Source organism: Stenotrophomonas sp. NPDC077421 (assembly GCF_049545505.1).
Taxonomy (GTDB): Bacteria; Pseudomonadota; Gammaproteobacteria; order Xanthomonadales; family Xanthomonadaceae; genus Stenotrophomonas; species Stenotrophomonas nematodicola.
Window position 1 is genome coordinate 85,888 of record NZ_JBMWDP010000007.1, and the last position, 20,374, is coordinate 106,261.

General features: G+C 68.6%; 23 protein-coding genes. 10 read left to right on the forward strand and 13 right to left on the reverse strand.

Annotated elements, in window-relative coordinates:
• The first annotated feature begins 4 nt into the window (after nt 1-4).
• The 4 genes from ACPEH1_RS05625 to ACPEH1_RS05640 all read left to right on the forward strand — a co-directional run bounded on the left by ACPEH1_RS05625 (nt 5) and on the right by ACPEH1_RS05640 (nt 3,380).
• On the forward strand, nt 5-1,297 hold the full coding sequence (locus ACPEH1_RS05625; protein ID WP_136005310.1) for an amidohydrolase family protein: 1,293 nt from the start codon (nt 5-7) through the stop codon (nt 1,295-1,297).
• Between the two features lie 18 nt (nt 1,298-1,315).
• Nucleotides 1,316-1,945 (forward strand): 2-hydroxychromene-2-carboxylate isomerase, encoded by a 630-nt coding sequence (locus tag ACPEH1_RS05630; protein ID WP_423715413.1) that lies wholly within the window; start codon nt 1,316-1,318, stop codon nt 1,943-1,945.
• Between the two features lie 91 nt (nt 1,946-2,036).
• A complete protein-coding gene (locus ACPEH1_RS05635; protein ID WP_136005026.1) occupies nt 2,037-2,981 on the forward strand; it encodes a DegV family protein in 945 nt (314 codons plus the stop codon).
• 60 nt (nt 2,982-3,041) lie between these two features.
• Complete coding sequence (locus ACPEH1_RS05640) at nt 3,042-3,380, forward strand: hypothetical protein (RefSeq protein ID WP_136005029.1); 339 nt, start codon at nt 3,042-3,044, stop codon at nt 3,378-3,380.
• A gap of 57 nt (nt 3,381-3,437) precedes the next feature.
• Here the strand turns inward: ACPEH1_RS05640 and ACPEH1_RS05645 are convergent, their stop codons facing one another.
• The 3 genes from ACPEH1_RS05645 to ACPEH1_RS05655 all read right to left on the reverse strand — a co-directional run bounded on the left by ACPEH1_RS05645 (nt 3,438) and on the right by ACPEH1_RS05655 (nt 6,398).
• Nucleotides 3,438-4,889, reverse strand: a complete 1,452-nt coding sequence (locus ACPEH1_RS05645) for a GGDEF domain-containing protein (RefSeq protein WP_136005033.1) — start codon at nt 4,887-4,889, stop codon at nt 3,438-3,440.
• Nucleotides 4,890-5,055: 166 nt separating this feature from the next.
• Nucleotides 5,056-5,979: an OmpA family protein gene (locus ACPEH1_RS05650; protein ID WP_423715414.1), complete on the reverse strand. Its 924-nt coding sequence runs from the start codon at nt 5,977-5,979 to the stop codon at nt 5,056-5,058.
• Between the two features lie 23 nt (nt 5,980-6,002).
• Nucleotides 6,003-6,398 carry a YidB family protein gene (locus tag ACPEH1_RS05655; protein WP_423715415.1) on the reverse strand — a complete coding sequence of 132 codons (396 nt, stop codon included), beginning with the start codon at nt 6,396-6,398 and terminating at the stop codon, nt 6,003-6,005.
• 347 nt (nt 6,399-6,745) lie between these two features.
• Here ACPEH1_RS05655 and ACPEH1_RS05660 point away from each other — a divergent pair, with 347 nt between their 5' ends.
• Nucleotides 6,746-7,606: a PA4780 family RIO1-like protein kinase gene (locus ACPEH1_RS05660; RefSeq protein ID WP_026070784.1), complete on the forward strand. Its 861-nt coding sequence runs from the start codon at nt 6,746-6,748 to the stop codon at nt 7,604-7,606.
• Between the two features lie 15 nt (nt 7,607-7,621).
• Here the strand turns inward: ACPEH1_RS05660 and fghA are convergent, their stop codons facing one another.
• The 4 genes from fghA to ACPEH1_RS05680 are packed head-to-tail and all read right to left on the reverse strand — an operon-like array spanning nt 7,622 to nt 10,526.
• A complete protein-coding gene (gene fghA / locus ACPEH1_RS05665) occupies nt 7,622-8,452 on the reverse strand; it encodes an S-formylglutathione hydrolase (protein WP_017356131.1) in 831 nt (276 codons plus the stop codon).
• 48 nt (nt 8,453-8,500) lie between these two features.
• Nucleotides 8,501-9,610: an S-(hydroxymethyl)glutathione dehydrogenase/class III alcohol dehydrogenase gene (locus tag ACPEH1_RS05670; RefSeq protein ID WP_017356130.1), complete on the reverse strand. Its 1,110-nt coding sequence runs from the start codon at nt 9,608-9,610 to the stop codon at nt 8,501-8,503.
• A 53-nt stretch (nt 9,611-9,663) separates the two neighbouring features.
• On the reverse strand, nt 9,664-9,939 hold the full coding sequence (locus ACPEH1_RS05675; RefSeq protein ID WP_017356129.1) for a metal/formaldehyde-sensitive transcriptional repressor: 276 nt from the start codon (nt 9,937-9,939) through the stop codon (nt 9,664-9,666).
• A 50-nt stretch (nt 9,940-9,989) separates the two neighbouring features.
• Nucleotides 9,990-10,526 carry a DUF411 domain-containing protein gene (locus tag ACPEH1_RS05680; protein ID WP_208020007.1) on the reverse strand — a complete coding sequence of 179 codons (537 nt, stop codon included), beginning with the start codon at nt 10,524-10,526 and terminating at the stop codon, nt 9,990-9,992.
• A gap of 194 nt (nt 10,527-10,720) precedes the next feature.
• On the opposite strand from ACPEH1_RS05680, the gene ACPEH1_RS05685 reads away from it, so the two are divergent.
• The 3 genes from ACPEH1_RS05685 to ACPEH1_RS05695 all read left to right on the forward strand — a co-directional run bounded on the left by ACPEH1_RS05685 (nt 10,721) and on the right by ACPEH1_RS05695 (nt 13,232).
• Nucleotides 10,721-11,413, forward strand: coding sequence for a heavy metal response regulator transcription factor (locus tag ACPEH1_RS05685; protein ID WP_153164759.1), 693 nt, complete (start codon nt 10,721-10,723; stop codon nt 11,411-11,413).
• Nucleotides 11,410-12,756: a heavy metal sensor histidine kinase gene (locus ACPEH1_RS05690; RefSeq protein WP_166473439.1), complete on the forward strand. Its 1,347-nt coding sequence runs from the start codon at nt 11,410-11,412 to the stop codon at nt 12,754-12,756. The genes ACPEH1_RS05685 and ACPEH1_RS05690 overlap by 4 nt, the downstream gene beginning before the upstream one ends.
• 68 nt (nt 12,757-12,824) lie before the next feature.
• Nucleotides 12,825-13,232: a VOC family protein gene (locus tag ACPEH1_RS05695; protein WP_312710466.1), complete on the forward strand. Its 408-nt coding sequence runs from the start codon at nt 12,825-12,827 to the stop codon at nt 13,230-13,232.
• Nucleotides 13,233-13,248: 16 nt separating this feature from the next.
• On the opposite strand, the gene ACPEH1_RS05700 is transcribed toward ACPEH1_RS05695, so the two are convergent.
• From ACPEH1_RS05700 to ACPEH1_RS05720, 5 genes are all read right to left on the reverse strand, one after another.
• On the reverse strand, nt 13,249-13,689 hold the full coding sequence (locus ACPEH1_RS05700; RefSeq protein ID WP_153164762.1) for a hypothetical protein: 441 nt from the start codon (nt 13,687-13,689) through the stop codon (nt 13,249-13,251).
• Nucleotides 13,690-13,841: 152 nt separating this feature from the next.
• Nucleotides 13,842-15,191, reverse strand: a complete 1,350-nt coding sequence (locus ACPEH1_RS05705) for a PQQ-dependent sugar dehydrogenase (RefSeq protein WP_423715416.1) — start codon at nt 15,189-15,191, stop codon at nt 13,842-13,844.
• The gene (locus ACPEH1_RS05710) at nt 15,188-15,604 is read right to left on the reverse strand and encodes a DUF2231 domain-containing protein (RefSeq protein ID WP_287250324.1); all 417 of its coding nucleotides are present in this window, start codon (nt 15,602-15,604) and stop codon (nt 15,188-15,190) included. Before ACPEH1_RS05710 ends, ACPEH1_RS05705 begins: the two co-directional genes overlap by 4 nt.
• Nucleotides 15,605-15,682: 78 nt before the next feature.
• Nucleotides 15,683-16,264, reverse strand: a complete 582-nt coding sequence (locus tag ACPEH1_RS05715) for a hypothetical protein (RefSeq protein WP_017356682.1) — start codon at nt 16,262-16,264, stop codon at nt 15,683-15,685.
• A gap of 157 nt (nt 16,265-16,421) precedes the next feature.
• Nucleotides 16,422-17,312, reverse strand: coding sequence for a LysR family transcriptional regulator (locus ACPEH1_RS05720; RefSeq protein WP_017356681.1), 891 nt, complete (start codon nt 17,310-17,312; stop codon nt 16,422-16,424).
• 106 nt (nt 17,313-17,418) lie between these two features.
• Here ACPEH1_RS05720 and ACPEH1_RS05725 point away from each other — a divergent pair, with 106 nt between their 5' ends.
• Together ACPEH1_RS05725 and ACPEH1_RS05730 are read left to right on the forward strand one after the other, a co-directional pair.
• Entirely contained in the window at nt 17,419-18,480 is a 1,062-nt protein-coding gene (locus tag ACPEH1_RS05725; RefSeq protein ID WP_017356680.1) for an NAD(P)-dependent alcohol dehydrogenase, read from the forward strand.
• A gap of 89 nt (nt 18,481-18,569) precedes the next feature.
• The gene (locus tag ACPEH1_RS05730) at nt 18,570-18,902 is read left to right on the forward strand and encodes an EmrE family multidrug efflux SMR transporter (RefSeq protein ID WP_017356679.1); all 333 of its coding nucleotides are present in this window, start codon (nt 18,570-18,572) and stop codon (nt 18,900-18,902) included.
• Between the two features lie 45 nt (nt 18,903-18,947).
• Here the strand turns inward: ACPEH1_RS05730 and ACPEH1_RS05735 are convergent, their stop codons facing one another.
• Complete coding sequence (locus tag ACPEH1_RS05735; protein WP_136005054.1) at nt 18,948-20,312, reverse strand: glutamate--cysteine ligase; 1,365 nt, start codon at nt 20,310-20,312, stop codon at nt 18,948-18,950.
• Nucleotides 20,313-20,374: the final 62 nt, after the last annotated feature.

The following is a 20,374-nucleotide window of genomic DNA, read 5'->3' on the forward strand; positions in this document are numbered from 1 at the left end:
CGCCATGAACCGCGTTGCCGCCCAGCCCCTGGGATCACGTTGCCGGGCATGGCTCGGCACCACCGCGCTGCTGATGCTGACAGCGTTGCCGCTGCAGGCGCAGGACCTGCTCATCCGCAACGCCACGGTGCACACCGCCACTGCGCGCGGCAGCCTGACCAACACCGACGTGCTGGTCCAGGGCGGCGTGATCCGTGCGGTCGGCACCGGGCTGTCGGCACCGGCCGGGGTGCCCGTTGTCGAGGCCGGCGGCAAGCCGCTGACCCCTGCGTTGTTCGGTGGCATCACCGACATCGGCATTGACGAGGTGTCCGGCGAGTCAACCACGGTCGACAGTGCGCTCAAGCTGCCCGACCAGCCGCTGCGGCCGGAGTTCGATGTCAGCCTGGCCTACAACCCGGCCTCGGTGCTGATCCCGGTGGCGCGCCTGGACGGCATCGGCTTCACCGCACTGGGCGCCAACAGCGGTGGCGGCTTCATCGCCGGCCAGGGAGGCGTGGTCCGGCTGGATGGCAGTGCCGATCCGATCGGCCCGCTGGCCCTGTATGTCCGCCTGGGCGCCCCCGGTGCCGAGCTGACCGGCAGTTCCCGCGCCGCGCAGTGGATGCTGCTGGAACAGATGGTCAGCGAGGCGCGCGGGCGGGTCCCGGCCGACTCGCCGCATGCCCTGCTCACCCCGGCCGGCCGCGCCACGCTGGCCCGCTACCTGGCCGGCCAGGGCCGGATCGTGGTGCAGGTGGACCGTGCCGCCGACATCCGCCAACTGCTGCGCTGGGCGGCCCGCGAGAAGGTCCGGATCGCCATCGCCGGCGGCGCCGAAGCCTGGCGCCTGGCACCGCAGCTTGCCCAGGCCCGGGTGCCGGTGTTCGTCGATGCGCTGGGCAACCTGCCGACCAGCTTCGACCAGCTCGGGGCGACCCTGGACAACGCCGCACGCCTGCACGCGGCCGGCGTCGCGGTGAGCTTTGCGCAGCGCGACGACGCCTCGCACAACGCGCGCAAAATGCGCCAGCTGGCCGGCAATGCGGTCGCCAACGGCCTGCCGTGGGCCGACGGGCTGGCCGGGCTGACCCGGGTGCCGGCCCAGGTGCTGGGCGTGGGCGACCGCATCGGCACCCTCGAGCCGGGCAAGCTGGCCGACCTGGTGCTGTGGGACGGCGACCCGCTGGATGTGGGCCACTACGCCGAACAGGTCTGGCTGGGCGGCCGCGCGATGCCGATGCGCTCGCGGCAGACCGAGCTGCGCGACCGCTATCTGGCCCCGCCCACCACCGAACCGCGCGCATACTCGCGCTGACCCTGCAAGGATGTTCCGATGACCCTGCGCTGGTACTTCGATTTCGTCTCGCCGTTCTCCTACCTGCACTGGCAGAAGCTGAAAGCCCTGCCGCAGTTCGAGAAGATCACCCCGGTACCGATCGCCTTCGGCGCGGTGCTGCACCACCTGGGCAATCTGGGCCCGGCGGAGATCCCGGCCAAGCGTCGTGCCATGTACCGGCACCTGCTCTGGCAGGCCCGGCGCGAGGAAGTGACGCTGCGCTTCCCGCCCGGCCACCCGTTCAATCCGCTGGCCGCGCTGCGCCTGTGCCTGGCCGCGGGCGCCACCCCGGCGTCGATCGACATCCTGTTCAACTGGATCTGGCGCGACGGGCATGCCGGTGACAGCGCCGCCGCGCTGGCCCTGCCCGGCGCGATGCTGGACGTGGCGGACGTGGCCGCCGCCATCGGCGCGCCGGACGTGAAGGAACAACTGCGCCGCAACACTGACGCGGCCATCGCCGCCGGAGTGTTTGGCGTGCCGACCCTGTCCATCGATGGCGAGCTGTACTGGGGCAACGACGCCCACGACCTGATGCAGGCCGTGCTGGCCGACCCGGACACGGTCCGCGGCGGTGAATGGGACCGGCTGGCCTCGCTGCCGGTGGCGGTGGAACGCAGCCGCTGAGCGGCCCCCGCACGATGGACCGGGCAAACCGGCGAAAATTGAGATAGCTTTCACAGTTCCGAACCAATACCGGCCTTGAGGGGGGCACAGGATGCGCATCGGAATCGTGGTCGACTCGGCGTGCGACCTGCCACCAGACTTCATCCAGCAGCACAACATCGTGCTGCTGCCCATCACCGTACGTATCGGCGAAGCGGTGCTGGCCGACCACCGCGACGAACAGGCGACCCTGAGTTTCCTGCATGCGCATGTGGCCGAGAACGGCGCGGAAGCGGAAACCATCCCGTTCAGCGTCAACCAGATCCGCGACCTGTTCCTGGGCAAGCTGGTGATCGACTACGACCATGTCTTCTGCATGACGATCACCAAGACGCGCAGCCCGATCCACGACAACGCGATGCAGGCCAGCTTCGCGATCCTCAACGACTACAAACCGGTGCGCCAGGCAGCCGGCTACAACTCGCCGTTCGCGCTGCGCGTGCTGGACACCCAGAACCTGTTCGCCGCCCAGGGCGTAACCGCGGTGGAAGCGGTGCGCCTGCGCGACAGCGGTGCCGGCGTGCAGCAGATCCGCGAGCGGCTCGAGCTGCTGGCCCACAACGTGCACGGCTACATGGTCACCCGCGACCTGTACTACATGCGTGCCCGCGCACGCCACAAGGGCGACCGCAGCGTGGGCCTGCTGAGCGCTGCGCTGGGCAGCGCGCTGGACATCAAGCCGGTGCTGCACGGATACCGCGGCGAAACCGGCCCGGTCGCCAAGATCAAGGGCTTCGACAACGCGGTGCAGAAGCTGTTCGACTTCGTCGGCCAACGGGTCAGGGCCGGGCTGATGACCCCCACCGTCTGCGTCAGCTACGGCGGCGAGCTGGCCGACCTGCAGGCCCTGCCCGGCTACGCCACGCTGCGCCAGACCTGCGAGGCGCACGGGGTGCAGTTGTTCGAGGCGGTGATGAGCCTGACCGGGATGGTCAACGTCGGCAAGGGCGCGGTCACGGTCGGCTTTGCCGATGAACCGCATACCTTCCGCGCCTGAGTCCTGCACACCGAATCCACCGGCGATCTGCGAGCCTTGGATCATTCAATGGAGGCAATCATGTCAGCGCAGTACCACATCAGCCTGCCGGACCCGTCCAAGGCCCGCGGCAACGATCCCGATCTTTCCTTCCACTCGCAGAGCGCCGCCGGCTTCGCCGAGGAGCTTCAGGACGCTTTGCGCAGCACCACGCTGTTCGAGAAGTGGCGCGCCAAGCAGCCCGACCCGGACGCCGTCGAGTCGCAATGGGGCGCCACCGATCCGGCGGCAACCGTGACCGGCTCGCAGGACGACCTGCGGATCAACCTGGTCGCCACCACCCGCATCGACAGTGACGTGTTCAAACAGCGCCTGCGCCTGCTCGCCGGGCATCACTGGGAACTGCGCGACGTGCGATGAGTCCCGCGGCGGAGGCCCGCGTGTGACCGCACGCGGAGTGCCGGCCAGCGTCCGGCGCTACCGGTCCAGGTCCTCGTCCAGCCCCGCCGCCACCTGCCCCTCCACCACCCGGTTGCGGCCCTGTCGCTTGGCTTCGTACAGCGCCGCGTCGGTGGCGGCCACCAGCTCGCCCGGGGCCGCCGTGGTGACCTTGTCCAGCTGCGCCACCCCGATGCTGATGGTCACCCCGATCTGGCAGACCGAGGCCGGCGAGTTCAGCCGCAGCCGCTCGACCGCGATGCGCATGGTCTCGGCCAAGGCCAGCACGCCCTCGCGGGATGCCGCCGGCAGCACCACCGCGAACTCCTCGCCGCCGTAGCGCGCCACCACATCGGTCGCGCGCGTGGCGCAGCCGGCCAGTGCGGCCGCCACCGCGCGCAGGCAGGCATCGCCGAGCGGATGCCCGTAGCGGTCGTTGAACACCTTGAAGTGGTCGATGTCCACCATCAGCAGCGCTATGCCCTGCCCGCTGCGCCGCGACCGGTTCCATTCGGCCTGCAGCACCTGATCGAACTGGCGGCGGTTGGCCACGCCGGTCAGGCCATCGACCCGCGCCAGCACATCCAGCCGATCCTGCTGCTCCAGCGAGCGCACCTGCATCAGCACACTGCGCAGGCCCGAGCCGAGCGTGGCGAAGGCAAAGCCGGCCACCGCCAGCATCGGGTGCGCGCGCACCAGCAGGGCCGACATCACCAGCAGCGAGATCGCCAGAATCAATGGACTGCCCGCCCGCACGCCCAACGCCAGCCGCCGCGACACCTCGACCGGGCGGACCGGCGAACGCCGCCAGGCGACCACGGCCAGCACCAGGAACGGCACGTCGATCAGCAGGTCCACCAGGCTGCCGTAACTGGTCTCGGAACCGAAGTGGTTGATGTAGGCCGCCACCACCAGATAGACGCAGGCAAACAGACTCAACGCGCCGAAAAAGGCGCGGCGCGAACGGTCTTCACTGGCCAGCCATCGCAGCAGCGCGAAGCCGGCGATGAACAGGTTCTCGATATCGAACATCCGCCGCAGGCTGTCCACCCCGGCATCGGAAGCGTCGGTGATCGTGACAAAGGAGAAGGTGTAGACGAAGAACAGATAGCCCAGGAGCAGGGCCATCGCACCATCGATCACGCTGAGAAACCACGGCGCGTGCCGCGGATGGGCCATCGCGAAGGTCAACGGCACGCCGTACAGCACGTACAGCAGCATGCTGATGCCCGGGGTGGAGTCGGCATTGCCCAGCCCCACCTCCTGGTACATGTTCATCGCCATGCCGCCGGCCCACAGCACCATGCCCACGGCCAGCGCCACCCAGCCCACCACCGCCTCGCTGCCGAGACTGCGCCGCACGCAGGCCGCCGCCGCCAGCAGGGGGGCGCCGATCAGGAACGAATATGACAGGGTCTGGGCATGCGCGGGCAGGAGCACCAGCGCCACCCCGTGGGCAACCACATATGCCGCAGACAGCCACCATGCCATGCCTGTTTCTCCCTTTGCGGCGCGGCGACCGGCGCGCCCGGCCCGCCCCGGCTGTTCCGGCCATCCCCGTTGGCCGCAGTATTGCCGATGCAAAGTGAAGACACCTCCTGCCGGCATCGGCAAGGAGGTGTCGGCAGGCAACGGACGGGAGAGACGCCCGCGCCGCCTACTTCACCGTGTAGGCGATGCGCCGGTTGGCTGCGCGACCCTCCCCGGTACGGTTGTCGGCAATCGGCTGGTTCGAGCCGTGCCCCCGCGCACTCAGGCGCCCGGCCGGCACCCCCAGGGCCACCAGCGCATCCACGACGGCCTGGGCACGTTGCCGGCTCAACGCCAGGTTGGCGACCGGATCACCCTGGCTGTCGGTGTGCCCGCCCACGACAACGTGCGTACCGTCCGGTGCGCCTGCAAGCGCCTTGGCCGCGATCCGCAGGATCTCCCGGCTGCTGGGCGAGAGGGTCGCCGAATTGGACTCGAAGGTCATGGTGGTCTGGTTGAGCGCCGCCGTCAGATCCGCGGCGCCGTAGCCGGAGGCCAGTCCATCGAGCGCCGCCACTCCCGGATCGAACAGACCCGACAGCTCGAAACGGCTCAGTTCCCCCTGCAACAGCCGGCTCACTTCGAACCGTTGCGCCTGCTGCATCGCCGAGGTGTCCAGATCGATTCTGTCACCGCTGAAGGCCATTCGCAGGCCGTTGGCCTTCAGGCGGGGCAGCAGCTTGATCAGCGTGTCCATCCATCCCGCCGGCTGGGCGGCCGGATCGACCTGGATGTCGCCGACAACATTGCCGGTGCCGAAGGTGGTGCCGAGCGCCTCCAGCAGCCGGTGCTTCTCACTTGCGCTGGGCAGCCGGCCGGACACGTTCACCTTGCCGTCGGCCGTGCGCAGATCCAGCTGCGGCTGGGCCCGCGATGGCGTCGCCACCACTGGCGTGGCCGCAGCGTCCGGCGTGGCCGCCGGACGCTCCTGCATCCGGCCGTTCTTTGCCTGCCAGCCGCAGTACGCCAGCCCAAGCAGGGCCAGCAAGGGCAGCAGCCATTTCCACGGGCCGGCGCGACGGGGAGGCGAAGCGTGGTGGATGGCATCCACGCGATGGACCTGCCCCGCACCGGTCACGCCGTTGATGAGCTGCTGCAGGTCGTGGGCAAAGCGGTGGGCAGCGTACCGTCGGGCGTCACCCTGCGTACCAGCATCGGCAGCACCGTGGCCAGCGTCGCGCCGATGGCCCCGCTGCCCACGCCGGCCTTGTCGGCAAGGGCGATCATGTCGCGGTTGCCGATCACATGCTGCACCTGGCCTGCACTGACACTGCGGGGATGCAGCGCATGACCCATCCAGGAATCGAACACCTCCCCCAGACCGGCCTTGGCGAACTTGTCGCGGAACCCCTTGAGCCCACCCGGCACGGTGAATATGTAGCCGGCCACGACCGCGACCAGTTTCCGCGCGTCGCCGCCCAGTCCGGTTGCACGCGCGGCTTCGTCGATCAGACCATCGAGTAGTGACATCAATACGCCCCATGAATATGCAGAGTGATGACCTGGTCGACAGTGGATTCAGGCCGTACACCCACCATAGAAAGCACCGCCGTGGAGAGCGCATGAATTATCTCCACCCAAATTCATCAAATAATCAATTGAGTTTATATTTTCGATAGCCCACTTAATATAAACAGCCAAAAACGTCACTGAACGTCATATTCAACCACCCTGCTGCGCAGTGGCACGACGACCGCCCCGTCCTCACACCCTCGGCGCGTGGCTGAACGCCACGATGGCCGGCCCGGCCCGAAGATGCGAAAATCCCGGGCCCTCCCCGGCGGGCGCACTGGCGCCGGCCCCATCCGCGAGATTCCGTGAAGACCCCCCAAGGCTTGCAGGCGCTGATCGACGACGGCGTGATCGATGAAGTGCTGCGTCCGCTCAAGAGCGGCAAGGAAGCAGCCGTGTACGTGGTCCGCAGTGGCGACGATGTGCGCTGCGCGAAGGTCTATAAGGACATGGCGCAACGCAGTTTCCAGCAGCGCGTGCAGTACCAGGAAGGCCGCAAGGTGCGCGGCAGCCGCGAGGCCCGTGCGGTCGGCAAGGCCAGCAGGTACGGCCGCAAGCAGCAGGAAACCGCCTGGAAGAACACCGAGGTGGACGCGCTTTACCAGCTGCGCGATGCCGGCGTGCGCGTGCCCGAGCCGCATGGCTATTTCCACGGCGTGCTGGTAATGGAACTGGTGACCGATGCCGACGGCTTCTCCGCGGCCCGCCTGGGCGAGGTGGAACTGGAAGCCGACCAGGCCCGCGAGTTCCATCGCGTGCTGGTACGCCAGGTGGTGCGGATGCTGTGCTGCGGCCTCATCCACGGCGATCTGTCGCCGTACAACGTGCTGGTCGGGCCGGATGGCCCGGTGGTGATCGACTTCCCGCAGGTGGTCAACGCCGGTGGCAACAATGCCGCGCGCAGCATGCTGCTGCGTGACGTCAACAACCTTACCGCGTACCTCGGCCGCTTCGCTCCGGAACTGCTCGATACCTGGTACGGCGAGGAGATGTGGGCGCTGTTCGAGGCCGGTGACCTGCTGCCGGACAGCGAACTGACCGGCACCTTCGTCCACGACGAATCCACCATCGACCTGGACAGCGTCCGCCACGCGATCAACGATGCGCGCGAGGAAGCCCTGATCCGCCAGCAGGGCCGCGAGGCGGCGGAAGAAGACGACCTGTGATCCTGCCGCCGATCCTCAGGCGTGCAGTGCCTGGGCGTGATGCGCGATGTGCTCGCCGATGAAACTGGCGATGAAGTAGTAGCTGTGGTCGTAGCCGGGCTGCAGGCGCAACTGCAGCGGATGGCCTGCCGCCGTGCAGGCCGCCTGCAGCCACTGCGGCTGCAACTGGGTGTCGAGGAACTCGTCGCCGCCGCCCTGGTCGACCAGCAGCGGCAGGCGTTCGCTGGCCGTGGCCACCAGTTCGCTGGCATCCCAGGCCGCCCAGCCCGCACGGTCTTCGCCCAGGTACGCGGCGAAGGCCTTCTGCCCCCACGGCACCCGTGTGGGCGCGACGATCGGCGAGAAGGCCGACACGCTGCGGTAGCGGCCCGGATTGCGCAGCGCGATCACCAGCGCGCCGTGGCCACCCATCGAATGCCCGCTGATCCCGCGCGCCGCCGTCGCTGGCAGGTGCGCCTCGACCAGCGCCGGCAGCTCGTCCACGATGTAGTCGTACATCCGGTAGTGCGTGGCCCACGGCTGCTCGGTGGCATTGAGGTAGAAACCGGCGCCCTTGCCCAGGTCGTAGCCGTCCGCATCGGGGACGTCATCGCCACGCGGGCTCGTGTCCGGCGCCACCAGGATCACCCCGTGCTCGGCGGCATAGCGCTGCGCACCGGCCTTGGTGATGAAGTTCTGCTCGGTGCAGGTCAATCCGCTCAGCCAGTACAGCACCGGCAGCCGACGCGAGGCGGCCTGCGGCGGCAGATAGACCGCGAATGTCATCTCGCAGCCCAGCACCTGCGAGCGGTGCCGGTACACGTCCTGCCAACCGCCGGAAGCGGCGCGGTGTTCAATGCGTTCCATGATGTTTCCCCCGCGGGCGGCGCGCGGTTGCCACGCCGCCCGGCATGATCAGTAGTGGACCACCGAGCGGATCGACTTGCCTTCGTGCATCAGGTCGAATGCCTCGTTGATCTGCTCCAGGCCCATCGTGTGGGTAACGAACGGCGCCAGTTCGATGTCGCCCTTCATGGCATCCTCGACCATGCCCGGCAGCTGGCTGCGGCCCTTGACGCCGCCGAAGGCGGTGCCCTTCCAGGAACGGCCGGTGACCAGCTGGAACGGACGGGTGGAGATCTCCTGGCCCGACCCGGCCACGCCGATGATCACCGACTGGCCCCAGCCGCGGTGCGCGCATTCCAGCGCGGCGCGCATCACGTTGACGTTGCCGATGCACTCGAAGGTGTGGTCCACGCCCCACGTGGTCATCTCGACGATGACCTGCTGGATCGGCTTGTCGTGATCCTTCGGGTTGACGCAGTCGGTGGCACCAAACTGCCGCGCCAATGCGAACTTGGACGGGTTGGTGTCGATCGCGAAGATGCGACCGGCCTTGGCCTGGCGCGCCCCCTGGATCACCGCCAGGCCGATGCCGCCGAGGCCGAACACGGCCACGCTGTCGCCTTCCTGGACCTTGGCGGTGTTGTGCACCGCGCCGATGCCGGTGGTGACGCCGCACCCGAGCAGGCACACATGTTCCGGGTTGGCGTCCGGGTTGATCCTGGCCAGCGAGACTTCGGCCACCACGGTGTACTCGCTGAAGGTCGAGCAGCCCATGTAGTGATAGATCGGCTCGCCGTTGTACGAGAAGCGGGTGGTGCCGTCGGGCATCACGCCCTTGCCCTGGGTGGCGCGCACGGCGACGCACAGATTGGTCTTGCCCGACGTGCAGAACAGGCACTGGCCGCACTCGGCGGTGTACAGCGGAATCACGTGGTCGCCCGGCTTGACGCTGGTGACGCCCTCGCCCACTTCCACCACGATGCCGGCGCCTTCGTGGCCGAGCACGGCCGGGAACAGGCCTTCCGGATCATCACCGGACAGCGTGAAGGCGTCAGTGTGGCAGACGCCGGTGTGGGTGATCCGCACCAGCACTTCGCCCTTCTGCGGCGGAGCGACATCGATCTCGACGATCTTGAGCGGTTCGCCAGCGGCGAAGGCAACGGCAGCACGGGATTTCATCGGGAACTCTCCAGGACGGGAAACGGATCGGGACAGGGCGCGGTCGCCCGCGCTTACTTCAGGTAGGACCGGATCAGCACGCTCATTTCGCGCACGCGTGCCTCGCGCTGCGCGTCGGACTGCGCCGGCTGACCAAACTCTTCACGCAGGTGCGCCTCCATCACTTCGGACATCAGCCCGTTGACGGCGCCGCGGATGGACGCGATCTGCTGCAGCACCGGGCTGCAGTCCGCGCCGCCCTCCAGCGCGCGCTCCAGCGCATCGCACTGGCCGCGGATGCGGCGCACACGGGCCAGGACGCGCTTCTTCTCCTGTGGCGAATGCGGCATGGACGCGACCTCGGAACTATAGTGGGGGTGAGTATACACGAGCGATCTCCTCAGGTTTCGTCCGGGGCCCTTCCGTGCCGGCTGAACGGGGCTGTCCGGCCATCCCTGCCCAGCAGTTCCACCGTATAGCCGGGCACCGGCATGCCGGGCACCTCCATCCCGGGCGATCCGGCCGGCATGCCCGGCAGCAGCAGGCCACGCGCGAGCGGGCGTTCGCGCAGCAGGCGCTGGATATCGGTGGCGGGGATATGCCCCTCGACGATATAGGGCCCCACTTCCGCGGTGTGGCAGGCGGCCTTGTCCAGCGGCACGCCCAGGCGCTGCTTGACCGTCATCAGGTCGTCGGTATCGCGCACCTCCACGCTGAAGCCGGCGCGCCGCACATGGTCGACCCAGATGCCGCAGCACCCGCAACTGGCACTCTTGTGCACCACCATGTGCCCCGCCGGGGATACCGGCGCCGCAGCGGACTGCGCATCGGCAGCGGCGGGTGCTGCGGTGGTCGGCGCGGGCGGCTGCGCGCATGCGGCCAGGGCCAGGCTGGCGCCAGCGAAGGCAACAAGACGAAGAAGGCGGAGGTGCTGCATGCGAAGAGTCCTTGCGGTATCCGTGGGCCACGGCGGTTCCGCAATCTAGGAAGCGGCGCCCGTCGCGGCGATGACGCGCGCATTACATCCTCGTAATGCGCGGGTCATCCTGCCGTGCGGTCGCTGTCATACAGTAGCCGGCGCAGGTGTACACGACGCGGTCGTGCCCAGGAAGGATGCAGGCGGGCCAACGAATGAAACTGCTGGTGGTCGAGGACGAACCCAAGACCGGCGAGTACCTGCGCCAGGGGCTGAGCGAAGCGGGCTTCGTGGTGGACCACGCGCGCAACGGGCTGGATGGACATCATCTGGCGATGACCGGAGCGTACGATCTGATCGTGCTCGATGTGATGCTGCCGGACGTGAGCGGCTGGCACATCGTGCAGGCGCTGCGTGCTGCCGGGCGCACCACGCCGGTGCTGTTCCTGACCGCGCGCGACAGCGTCGGCGACCGGGTCAAGGGCCTGGAGCTGGGCGCGGACGACTACCTGGTCAAACCGTTCGCCTTCGTTGAACTGCTGGCGCGGCTGCGCACGCTGCTGCGCCGTGGCCACCTGCACCCGCAGCAGGACCGCCTGCAGGTTGCCGATCTGGTGCTCGACCTGCCGCGCCGTCGCGCCACCCGCGCCGGCCAGCGGCTGGTGCTCACCCACAAGGAATTCACCCTGCTGGAACTGCTGGTGCGCCGGCGCAACGAGGTACTGCCCCGCTCGCTGATCGCCTCGCAGGTATGGGACATGAATTTCGACAGCGACACCAACGTCATCGACGTGGCCATCCGCCGGTTGCGCGCCAAGATGGATGACGGTTTCGAACGCAAGCTGATCGTCACCGTGCGCGGCATGGGGTATGTGCTCGATGCCGGCGACGCCGACCCACCGGCATGAGGCCGCTATCGCTTACCGCGCGCCTGACCGTGCTGTTCGCCGCGGTCTCCACCGTGGTGCTGGCCGGCCTGGGCGCGCTGATCCTCTCCACCGTGCAGCAGCATTTCGTGCAGCAGGACGACCGTTACCTGGACAACAAGGTGCGGCTGATCGCGTCCATCGTCGCCGATGCCCCGCCCGACCAGGCCGGGGTGCGCCTGGCCGAGGCGCTGGACCACCAGGCCGGCTTCAGCGCCGAGGTGCTGCGCGGCGATGGCAGCCTGCTGTACCGCTCGGCCGGCGCCGCACTGCCGGCTCCCACCAGCGTCGCGCGGGCCTGGCACCGCGACGCGCAGGGACGCGACCACCGGCTGCGCCATGTGCGCACCACCGCCGATCCCGCACACGGCCCGCTGCAGATCACCGTGCTGCTGGACACCGCACCGCATACCCGCTTCCTGCAGGACTTCACCGGCCGCCTGGCGCTGTACGTGGCGGCCTCGGCGCTGCTGATCGGCCTGCTCGGCTGGCTTGCGGCACGGCGTGGCCTGGCGCCCCTGCGCGCGATGGCCGCGCGTGCCCGCGAGGTCACCGCCGAGCGCCTGGACCAGCGCATGCCGCTGCAGCCGGCGCCGCCGGAGATCGCCGAACTGGCTGCCCATCTCGATGCGATGCTGGCGCGTCTGCAGGCCGACTTCCAGCGCCTGAGCGAGCTGTCCTCGGACATCGCGCACGAACTGCGCACGCCGATCACCAACCTGCTCACCCAGACCGAAGTGGCGCTGGCGCGGCCACGCAGCGCGGCCGAGTACCAGGATGTGCTGCTGTCCAACGCGGAAGAACTGCAGCGCCTGAGCCGGATGATCGGCGACATGCTGTTCCTGGCGCGCACCGAGCACGGCGGCGGGCTGCCCGAGGCCGGCACGGTGGTGCTGGAGCGGGAGGTGACCGAACTGTTCGATTTCTACGACGCGCTCGCCGAGGAACGCGGCATCACGCTGGCGCTGCACGGCCAGGGCCAGGTGCGCGGCGACCGGCTGATGCTGCGCCGCGCGCTCGGCAACCTGCTGTCCAATGCACTGCGCCATACCCCGCGCGGCGCCACCATCGCGGTGACGGTGGCAGACACGGCGGGGGCCACCGAGGTGACCGTGCGCAATCCCGGCCCGCCCATTCCGGCCGATGCCCTGCCCCATCTGTTCGAACGCTTCTTCCGTGCCGAGCGTTCGCGCACCCGCGGCGACGCCGATGGCGCCGGGCTTGGGCTGGCGATCACACGCGCGATCATGCTGGCCCACGGCGGCACCCTGTGCGTGGCCTCCGGGCCGGCGGCGACCTGTTTCACGCTGCGCTTTGGCGCGTGACACAATCAATCCGGACCACCTCCGTCCAGGCCGGGCGCATCGCCCGCACTCGCCGCCAAGGACACCGCATGCGCTTCCTGGTCAACATCGACGTGGACAACCTCGACCACGGCATCGCCTTCTACACCCGCGCATTCGGCCTGCACCCTGGCCGCCGCTTCGGCGCCGATGGCGTGGAGCTGCTGGGCGGCCCCGCGCCGGTCTACCTGCTGGCCAAGCCCGCCGGCAGCGCGTCCACGCCGCAGGTGCGCGACCGCCGCGACTACCGCCGGCACTGGACGCCGCTGCACCTGGACTGGGTTGTGGATGACCTCGACGCTGCCCTCGCACGCGCAATACAGGCGGGCGCGCGCGTCGAGCAGGCACCGGCCACGCATGCATGGGGCCGGATCGCGCTGCTGGCCGATCCTTTCGGGCACGGCTTCTGCCTGCTGCAGTTCCTGGGCGACGGTTACGACGCGATCAGCACCGGCTGACGCCGCGCTGCGGTGATTACAGCCCGATGCGGTGAACGTGGAGCGCGGTGATCGCGCCGTTGCGGCTCTGCAGGCTGATCCGCAGCTGCACCTGCAGCGGCGTGCGCTCGCCACCGCGCTTGACCAGCAGGCCGTGCAGCGTGGCCTGGTAACGGCAGTCCAGTTGATGCTCGCCGCCGTTGCACTGGTGGAAGCCCAACCCACGCAGACAGGCGTCGGACGCCAGACAGGCGGTACTGTCCGGCCGGGTGTGAAGCCATTCCCGGAGATCCCCGGCCAGCGCGGCTTCTGGATTCATCCACTGCCGCGACAGGTGCCGCGCCAGGGGCGAGTCGCCCAGCGCCTTGACGTCCACGCTGATGCCCGGGCCATCGGAGCAGCCCGCAGCCGCCAGCAGACCGATGGTGATCAGCACGCCGGCCAGCACGCTGCCAGGCCGTTGCCGGAGGCGGCCCATCCGTGGCGCTGCACGCGTCTGTCGCATCACGTCCCTGCCCTGCTGTTGGCCCGGCCCCGGGCGCCCTGGCGGATCATGTCGAGTGCCCGCGGGAGACGTCAACACGGCCTGCCGCACGCGCATCGGCGCGCGGCAGGCCCGGACCGCACCGCTTATGGGGTCGCGGCGGGAGCAGCGGGCACGGGCGGTGCAGCCGGTGCTGCAGCGGTCGCGTCCGGGGTGATCCGCCAGATCGTGTTGGCCAGGTCATCGGCCACGATCAGCGCGCCGCGCGGGTCCAGTGTGACGCCGACGGGACGCCCGCGAGTCAGCCCATCGTCGCCGTGGAAGCCGGTCGCAACGTCGATCGGATCGCCTGCCGGACGACCCTCGCGGAACGGCACGAACACCACCTTGTAGCCGACCGGTGGGTTGCGGTTCCAGCTGCCGTGCTCGCCCACGAACACGCCGTCGGCGAAGCGCGCGCCCATTGCCGGCGACGAGAACGCCACGCCGAGCGCGGCCACATGCGAGCCCAGCGCGTAATCGGGCACCAGCGCCGAGGCAACCTTGGCCGGGTCCTGCGGCATCACCCGCCGATCCGGGTGTTTGCCCCAGTAACTGTAGGGCCACCCGTAGAAGCCGCCATCGCGCACCGAGGTGAGGTAGTCCGGCACCAGGTTCGGGCCGATCTCGTCGCGCTCGTTGACCACCGCCCACAGCGCACCGGTACCAGGCTGGATGGCCAACGCGGTTGGATTGCGCAGGCCGGTAGCGTAGTCGCGATGCGCGCCGGTGGCGACGTCCACCTGCCAGACGCGGGCACGGTCCACCTCCACTGCCATGCCGCGCTCGGTGATGTTGCTGTTGGAGCCGATGCCCACGTACAGGTAACGGCCGTCGGCACTGGCGGCCAGCGACTTGGTCCAGTGATGGTTGATCGCGGACGGCAGTGGGGTCAGCGTGACCGGCGCGCCGCTCGCGCGGGTCTGGCCCGGCTGGTAGTCGAAGCGCACCAGCGCATCCTGGTTGGCCACGTACAGCGCATTGCCGATCAGCGCCAACCCGTAGGGCGCATTGAGCGTGTCGGCAAACACGGTCTTCAGTTCATAGATGCCGTCGCCATCGGCATCGCGCAGCAGGGTCAGGCGGTTGCCGCCCTTGACCGCCGTGTTGCCCTTGGCCTTGATGCGGCCGGCGATCACGTCCTTGGGCTTGAGATTGGGTGCGCTGCCACCGCGTCCCTCGGCCACCAGAATGTCGCCGTTGGGCAGGACCAGAGTCTGCCGCGGGATCGCCAGGTCGGTGGCGATCGCGGTGATGCGATACCCGTCCGGCACGGTTGGCACCCGGTCGCCCCAGGTCGCCGGCTTGGCGATGGTCATGTCCGGCATCAGCCCCCGGTGCGGTGCCGGCAGCTCGGGCGCGTTGCCGTACTGGTGCATCTGCGGTGCCTGGCCGCAGGCGGCCAGCGTGGCGGCCAGGACCGATACCGCGATGACGCGGGCGACAGGACGGTTCATCGCACACCTCCCACGCGCAGGCTGGCAAACCCGATCCAGGCTGCCACCAGTGCCAGCACGGTCGCCACGGCCGACAGCAGCAGTGCGGTCGGCATGATGGCCCACGCGTCGCGTGCGTGATGCAGGGCGTTGATGAACCCCACGATCCACGTGGCGACCAGTACCAGCAGGTAACCCAGCCGGCGGCGGCCACGGGCCAGGCCGACAACCGCACACAACAGTGCGAGGCTGGTCATCACCATCGCGCCGATCAGCAGCCAGGACGCGAAGTTGCTCCACTGGATCTCGTAGGTGCTCCAGTAGGCGTAGTCGGCCAGCAGCGCACCGAGAAACAGCGGCAGCACGCCGCCGAGCACGGCGGCGTGGAGCGGATGGATGGACCAGACAGGGGTCCGGATGGCAGACGATGCCATGACACTCTCCTCAACGACGGGGGCAGGAATGTCGCCATGCTGCCACCCGCCTGTGTGGAGCTTGTGAGCGTCGGTGCGCTACTGCAGCTTGCCATCCCTGGAGGTATCGCCGCCTTGCGTGATCACCCGCGTCGTGATCTGGTCGGCCGCCGCATCGCTGCGCGACAGCTCCAGGCGGCCTTCCTCGCCCTTGGAGAACAGGCCGGCAGAGAACTGCCCGGCGTTGGAGATGGTGACAATCATCGCCGACCCGTCCGGCCCCACTTTGATGCCCGCACGATCGCGCATCCTGTGGCCTACGCCATGCGGCGCATCCAGGGCAACGGCGGCACTGCCATCGGCCATCGTACCGATGCCGCCGCGCTCGTGACCGGTGATGTCGTAGATGGTCAGGCCCGCCGCGCGCGCATTGCGCCTGTGGTCGGCGGGGTCTTCGGCGATCTGCACGCGGGTGCGTCCCTCGCTGTCCACCACGGTGAGCTTGTGCGTGCGGATTTCCGGCACGATCGGCGCCTCCGGCTGCGCCACCGTGGTACCGATCAACGCCAGTGATGCGCCCAGCGCGAACATGGTCGCGGCCATCATGCGTCCGCGGCGGGCGTTGCGTTCCAACGTCGCCACACGCTGGCGAAGGTCCTGGTCGGGGTTCTGGTTCTGCATCGTATCCTCCTTGTCATGGCGTGTTGCCGATCCATGCGGCGCACTGCGTCACGGCGACGCTGCACGGGGTTCGATCGCAGCGTAGTACCGCGCGCCGGGCACGGCCCAGTGACGTAAGTCGCCATGAAGAAGGTCACGCCGCCGCGCGGCGCGCGCCTCACACCGGCTCGCGCAGCATGTCCACGAACGCGCGCAACGCCGAGGACATCTGCCGCTGGCGCGGGTAATACAGCACGAAGCCGGGAAACGGCTCGCTCCAGTCTTCCAGTACGGCCACCAGCCGGCCGTCGTCCAGATACGGCCGCGCGGCGTCTTCTAGCACGTAGGCCAAGCCCAGTCCGTCCAGCACCGCCTGCAGCACCGTGTGCTGGTCACCGAGCGTGAGCCGGCCCGGCACGTCGATCTCCAGCGCCTGGCCATCGCGATCGAACTGCCACTTGTACAGATGGCCACTGGCGAAGCGGAAGCGCACGCATTCGTGGTTGGCCAGATCACGCGGATGCTGCGGCGTCGGGCGGTCCTGCAGATACGCGGGTGCGCCGACGATCAGGCCACGCAGCGGCGGCCCGAGCGGCACCGCCACCATGTCTTCGGGAACGAACTCGTGCAGCCGCACGCCGGCGTCGAAGCCGCTGGCGACGATATCGACCAGCCCGTCGTCCTGCGCCAGCTCGATGCGCACGTCCGGATGGCCACGCAGGAAGCGGGCCAGACGCGGGCCCAGCTGGGTATGCACGGCAGCGCGGGTGGCGTTGATGCGCAGCAGGCCCGCCGGTGCGGCGCGGAAGTGGTTCATCTCCTCCAGCGCGTCATGAACCTGACCGAGCGCGGGCTGCAGGCGCTCGAGCAGGCGTTGGCCGGCCTCGGTGAGGGCCACGCTGCGGGTCGTGCGATGGAACAGACCGACCCCCAGGCGCTCTTCCAGCGCGCGGATCGCATAGCTGACCGCCGAGGTGGACAGGGCCAGTTCGGCCCCCGCACGGCGGAAGCTGCGGTGCCGCGCCACGGCGGCGAACGCGGCCAGGTGGGTGAGGTTGTCAGTGACCATGATTATCCAGTCTGACTTGATGAATCATGCCGATATCCTGACTGCCTGTGCACTGCGTCGGGGCGTATTGTAAAGCGCCTTTCTACAAACCTGCCAAGGATTCCCCATGTCCCTCGCCCACGGTTATGCCGTTCACGACCAGACTGCCCCGCTGGTCCCGTTCTCGTTCGAGCGCCGCGCGGTCGGCCCGGACGATGTCCGCATCCAGATCCTGTACAGCGGCATCTGCCACTCCGATCTGCACCAGGCGCGTGACGATTGGGGTGGCTCGATTTTCCCGATGGTGCCGGGCCACGAGATCATCGGCCGGGTCACCGAGGTCGGTGCCAACGTCACCCGCTTCAAGGTCGGCGACCACGCCGGCGTGGGCTGCATGGTCGATTCGTGCCGCCACTGCGATGCCTGCGACCAGGACCTGGAGCAGTACTGCCAGAAGGGTGCCACGTTCACCTACAACAGCACCGAGCGCGACAGCGGCCAGCCGACGTTCGGCGGCTACTCCGACCACATCGTGGTCGAGCAGCGCTTCGTGGTGAAGGTGTCCGACAGGCTGGACCTGAAGGCCGCCGCGCCGCTGCTGTGCGCCGGTATCACCACGTATTCGCCGCTGCGCCATTGGAAGGTCGGCCCCGGCCAGAAGGTCGGCGTGATCGGCCTGGGCGGGCTGGGCCACATGGGCGTGAAGTTCGCCAAGGCGATGGGCGCCACCGTGGTGATGATCACCACCACGCCGGAAAAGGGCGCCGACGCCAAGCGCCTCGGTGCCGATGAGGTGCTGGTGTCGCGCGATCCGGCGCAGATGAAGGCGCATGCCGGCAGCTTCGACTTCCTGCTCAACACCATTCCGGTGAGCCACGACACCAACCCGTACATGTCCCTGCTCAAGCGCGATGCGACCATGTGCCTGGTCGGCGTGCTGACCGAACTGGATCCGCCGCTGATGGGCGCGTCCATGATGTTCGGTCGCAAGCACATCACCGGCTCGGCGATCGGCGGCATGGCCGAGACGCAGGAAATGATGGACTTCTGCGCCGAGCACGGCATCGTCAGCGACGTGGAAGTGATCGACATCAAGACCGTCAACGAGGCGTGGGAGCGCATGGCGCGCAACGATGTGCGCTACCGCTTCGTGATCGACATGGCCACGCTTGGCGCACAGGCCGCCTGAACACGGTCTGCGCCGGACGCTCCTGCAGCGTCCGGCGCGGCACGGGCGCGCCCGTACAATGCGCGCATCGTCCAAGCGGTGCGCGCGCCATGAATGTGTATGTTCTGCTGGGCCTGGCGATTGTGTTCGAAGTGATCGCCACCAGCCTGCTCAAGGCCTCCGATGGCTTCACCCGGGTGTGGCCCTCGCTGGGCACCGTGGTCGGCTATGCCGCCGCGTTCTATCTGCTCGCACTCACGCTCAAATCCATTCCCACCGGGATCGCCTACGCGATCTGGTCCGGTGCGGGCATCGTGCTGATCTCGCTGATCGGCTGGGCGGTGTTCAAGCAGAAACTGGATGCACCGGCGCTGATCGGCATGGGTCTGATCGTGGCCGGCGTGGCGGTGATCAATCTGTTCTCGAAAGCGTCCGCCCATTGAGACAGGCGTACCGACCCACGGTCGGTACCCCTGCCCTGACGGTGGTCAGTAAGCGAACTGTTTGAAGACCGGGTCGATGCTGCCCTTCCACGCGCCGTGGAACAGCGCCAGCTTGCGGTCGGCCGGCGTCAGGCCGGTATCGACGATTTCCTGCAGTACGTCCAGGAAGTGGCTTTCGTCCTGGCCATCGGCGTTGCGTGCGGCACGGCGCTGCAGCCCGGCCACGGCGATCTTCACCGCTTCGCGCGCCAGGTCGCGCACGGTACCGCCGCGGAACGGCAGCTTCAACGCATGGCGCGGCACGCCGTCGCGCAGCGCGTGGCGCTCGGCCAGGCTGAAATCGCGCACCAGATCCCAGGCTGCATCCAGTGCAGCATCGTCGTAGAGCAGCCCGACCCAGAACGCCGGCAGCGCGCACAGGCGGTTCCACGGGCCGCCATCGGCACCCCGCATTTCCAGGTACTTCTTCAGGCGCACTTCCGGGAAAGCGGTGGTCATGTGATCGGACCAGTCGCGCAGCGTCGGCAGCTGGCCCGGCAGCACCGGCAGCTTGCCGACCATGAAATCGCGGAAGCTCTGGCCGCTGGCGTCGTGGTACGTGCCATCGCGGTAGGAGAAGTACATCGGCACGTCGAGCAGGTAGTCCACATACCGCTCGTAGCCGAAACCGTCTTCGAATACGAAGTCGAGCATGCCGGTGCGGTCGGCATCGGTATCGGTCCAGATGTGCGAGCGGTAGCTCTGGTAGCCGTTCGGCTGGCCTTCGGTAAACGGCGAGTCGGCGAACAGGGCGGTGGCGATCGGCTGCAGTGCCAGCGACACGCGGAACTTCTTCACCATGTCCGCTTCGGTGGCGTAGTCCAGATTGACCTGCACCGTGCAGGTGCGGGTCATCATGTCCAGGCCGAGCGAGCCGACCTTGGGCATGTAGTCGCGCATGATCCGGTAGCGCCCCTTGGGCATCCACGGCATCTCGTCACGCCGCCATTTCGGCTGGAAGCCCATGCCCAGGAAACCCAACTGCAGCTCGCCGGCCACCTGGGCCACTTCGTTGAGGTGGGTGCCGGTTTCCACGCACGTCTGGTGGATGGTCTCCAGCGCCGCGCCGGACAACTCCAGCTGGCCGGCCGGTTCCAGCGTCACCGAGGCGTTGTCGCGCAGCAGTGCAATGGTGCGGCCGCCTTCCTGCACCGGTGCCCAGCCGAAGCGGGTCAAGCCGTTGAGCAGGGCCTCGATGCCGCGGTCGCCGTCAAAGGTCGGCGGGCGCAGGTCGTCCAGGCGGAAGCCGAACTTCTCGTGTTCGGTGCCGATGCGCCACTGCGCCTTGGGCTTCTCGCCGGAGGCCAGCGTGGCGACCAGTTCATTTCGGTCGGTAATCGGCGTCTCGGCGACGTGGCTGGGGCTCGACAAGGGGAGGCTCGCAGTATTCTGGTCAGGGCGGGGATGTGGGGACCACGCCCCGGCATCGCAAG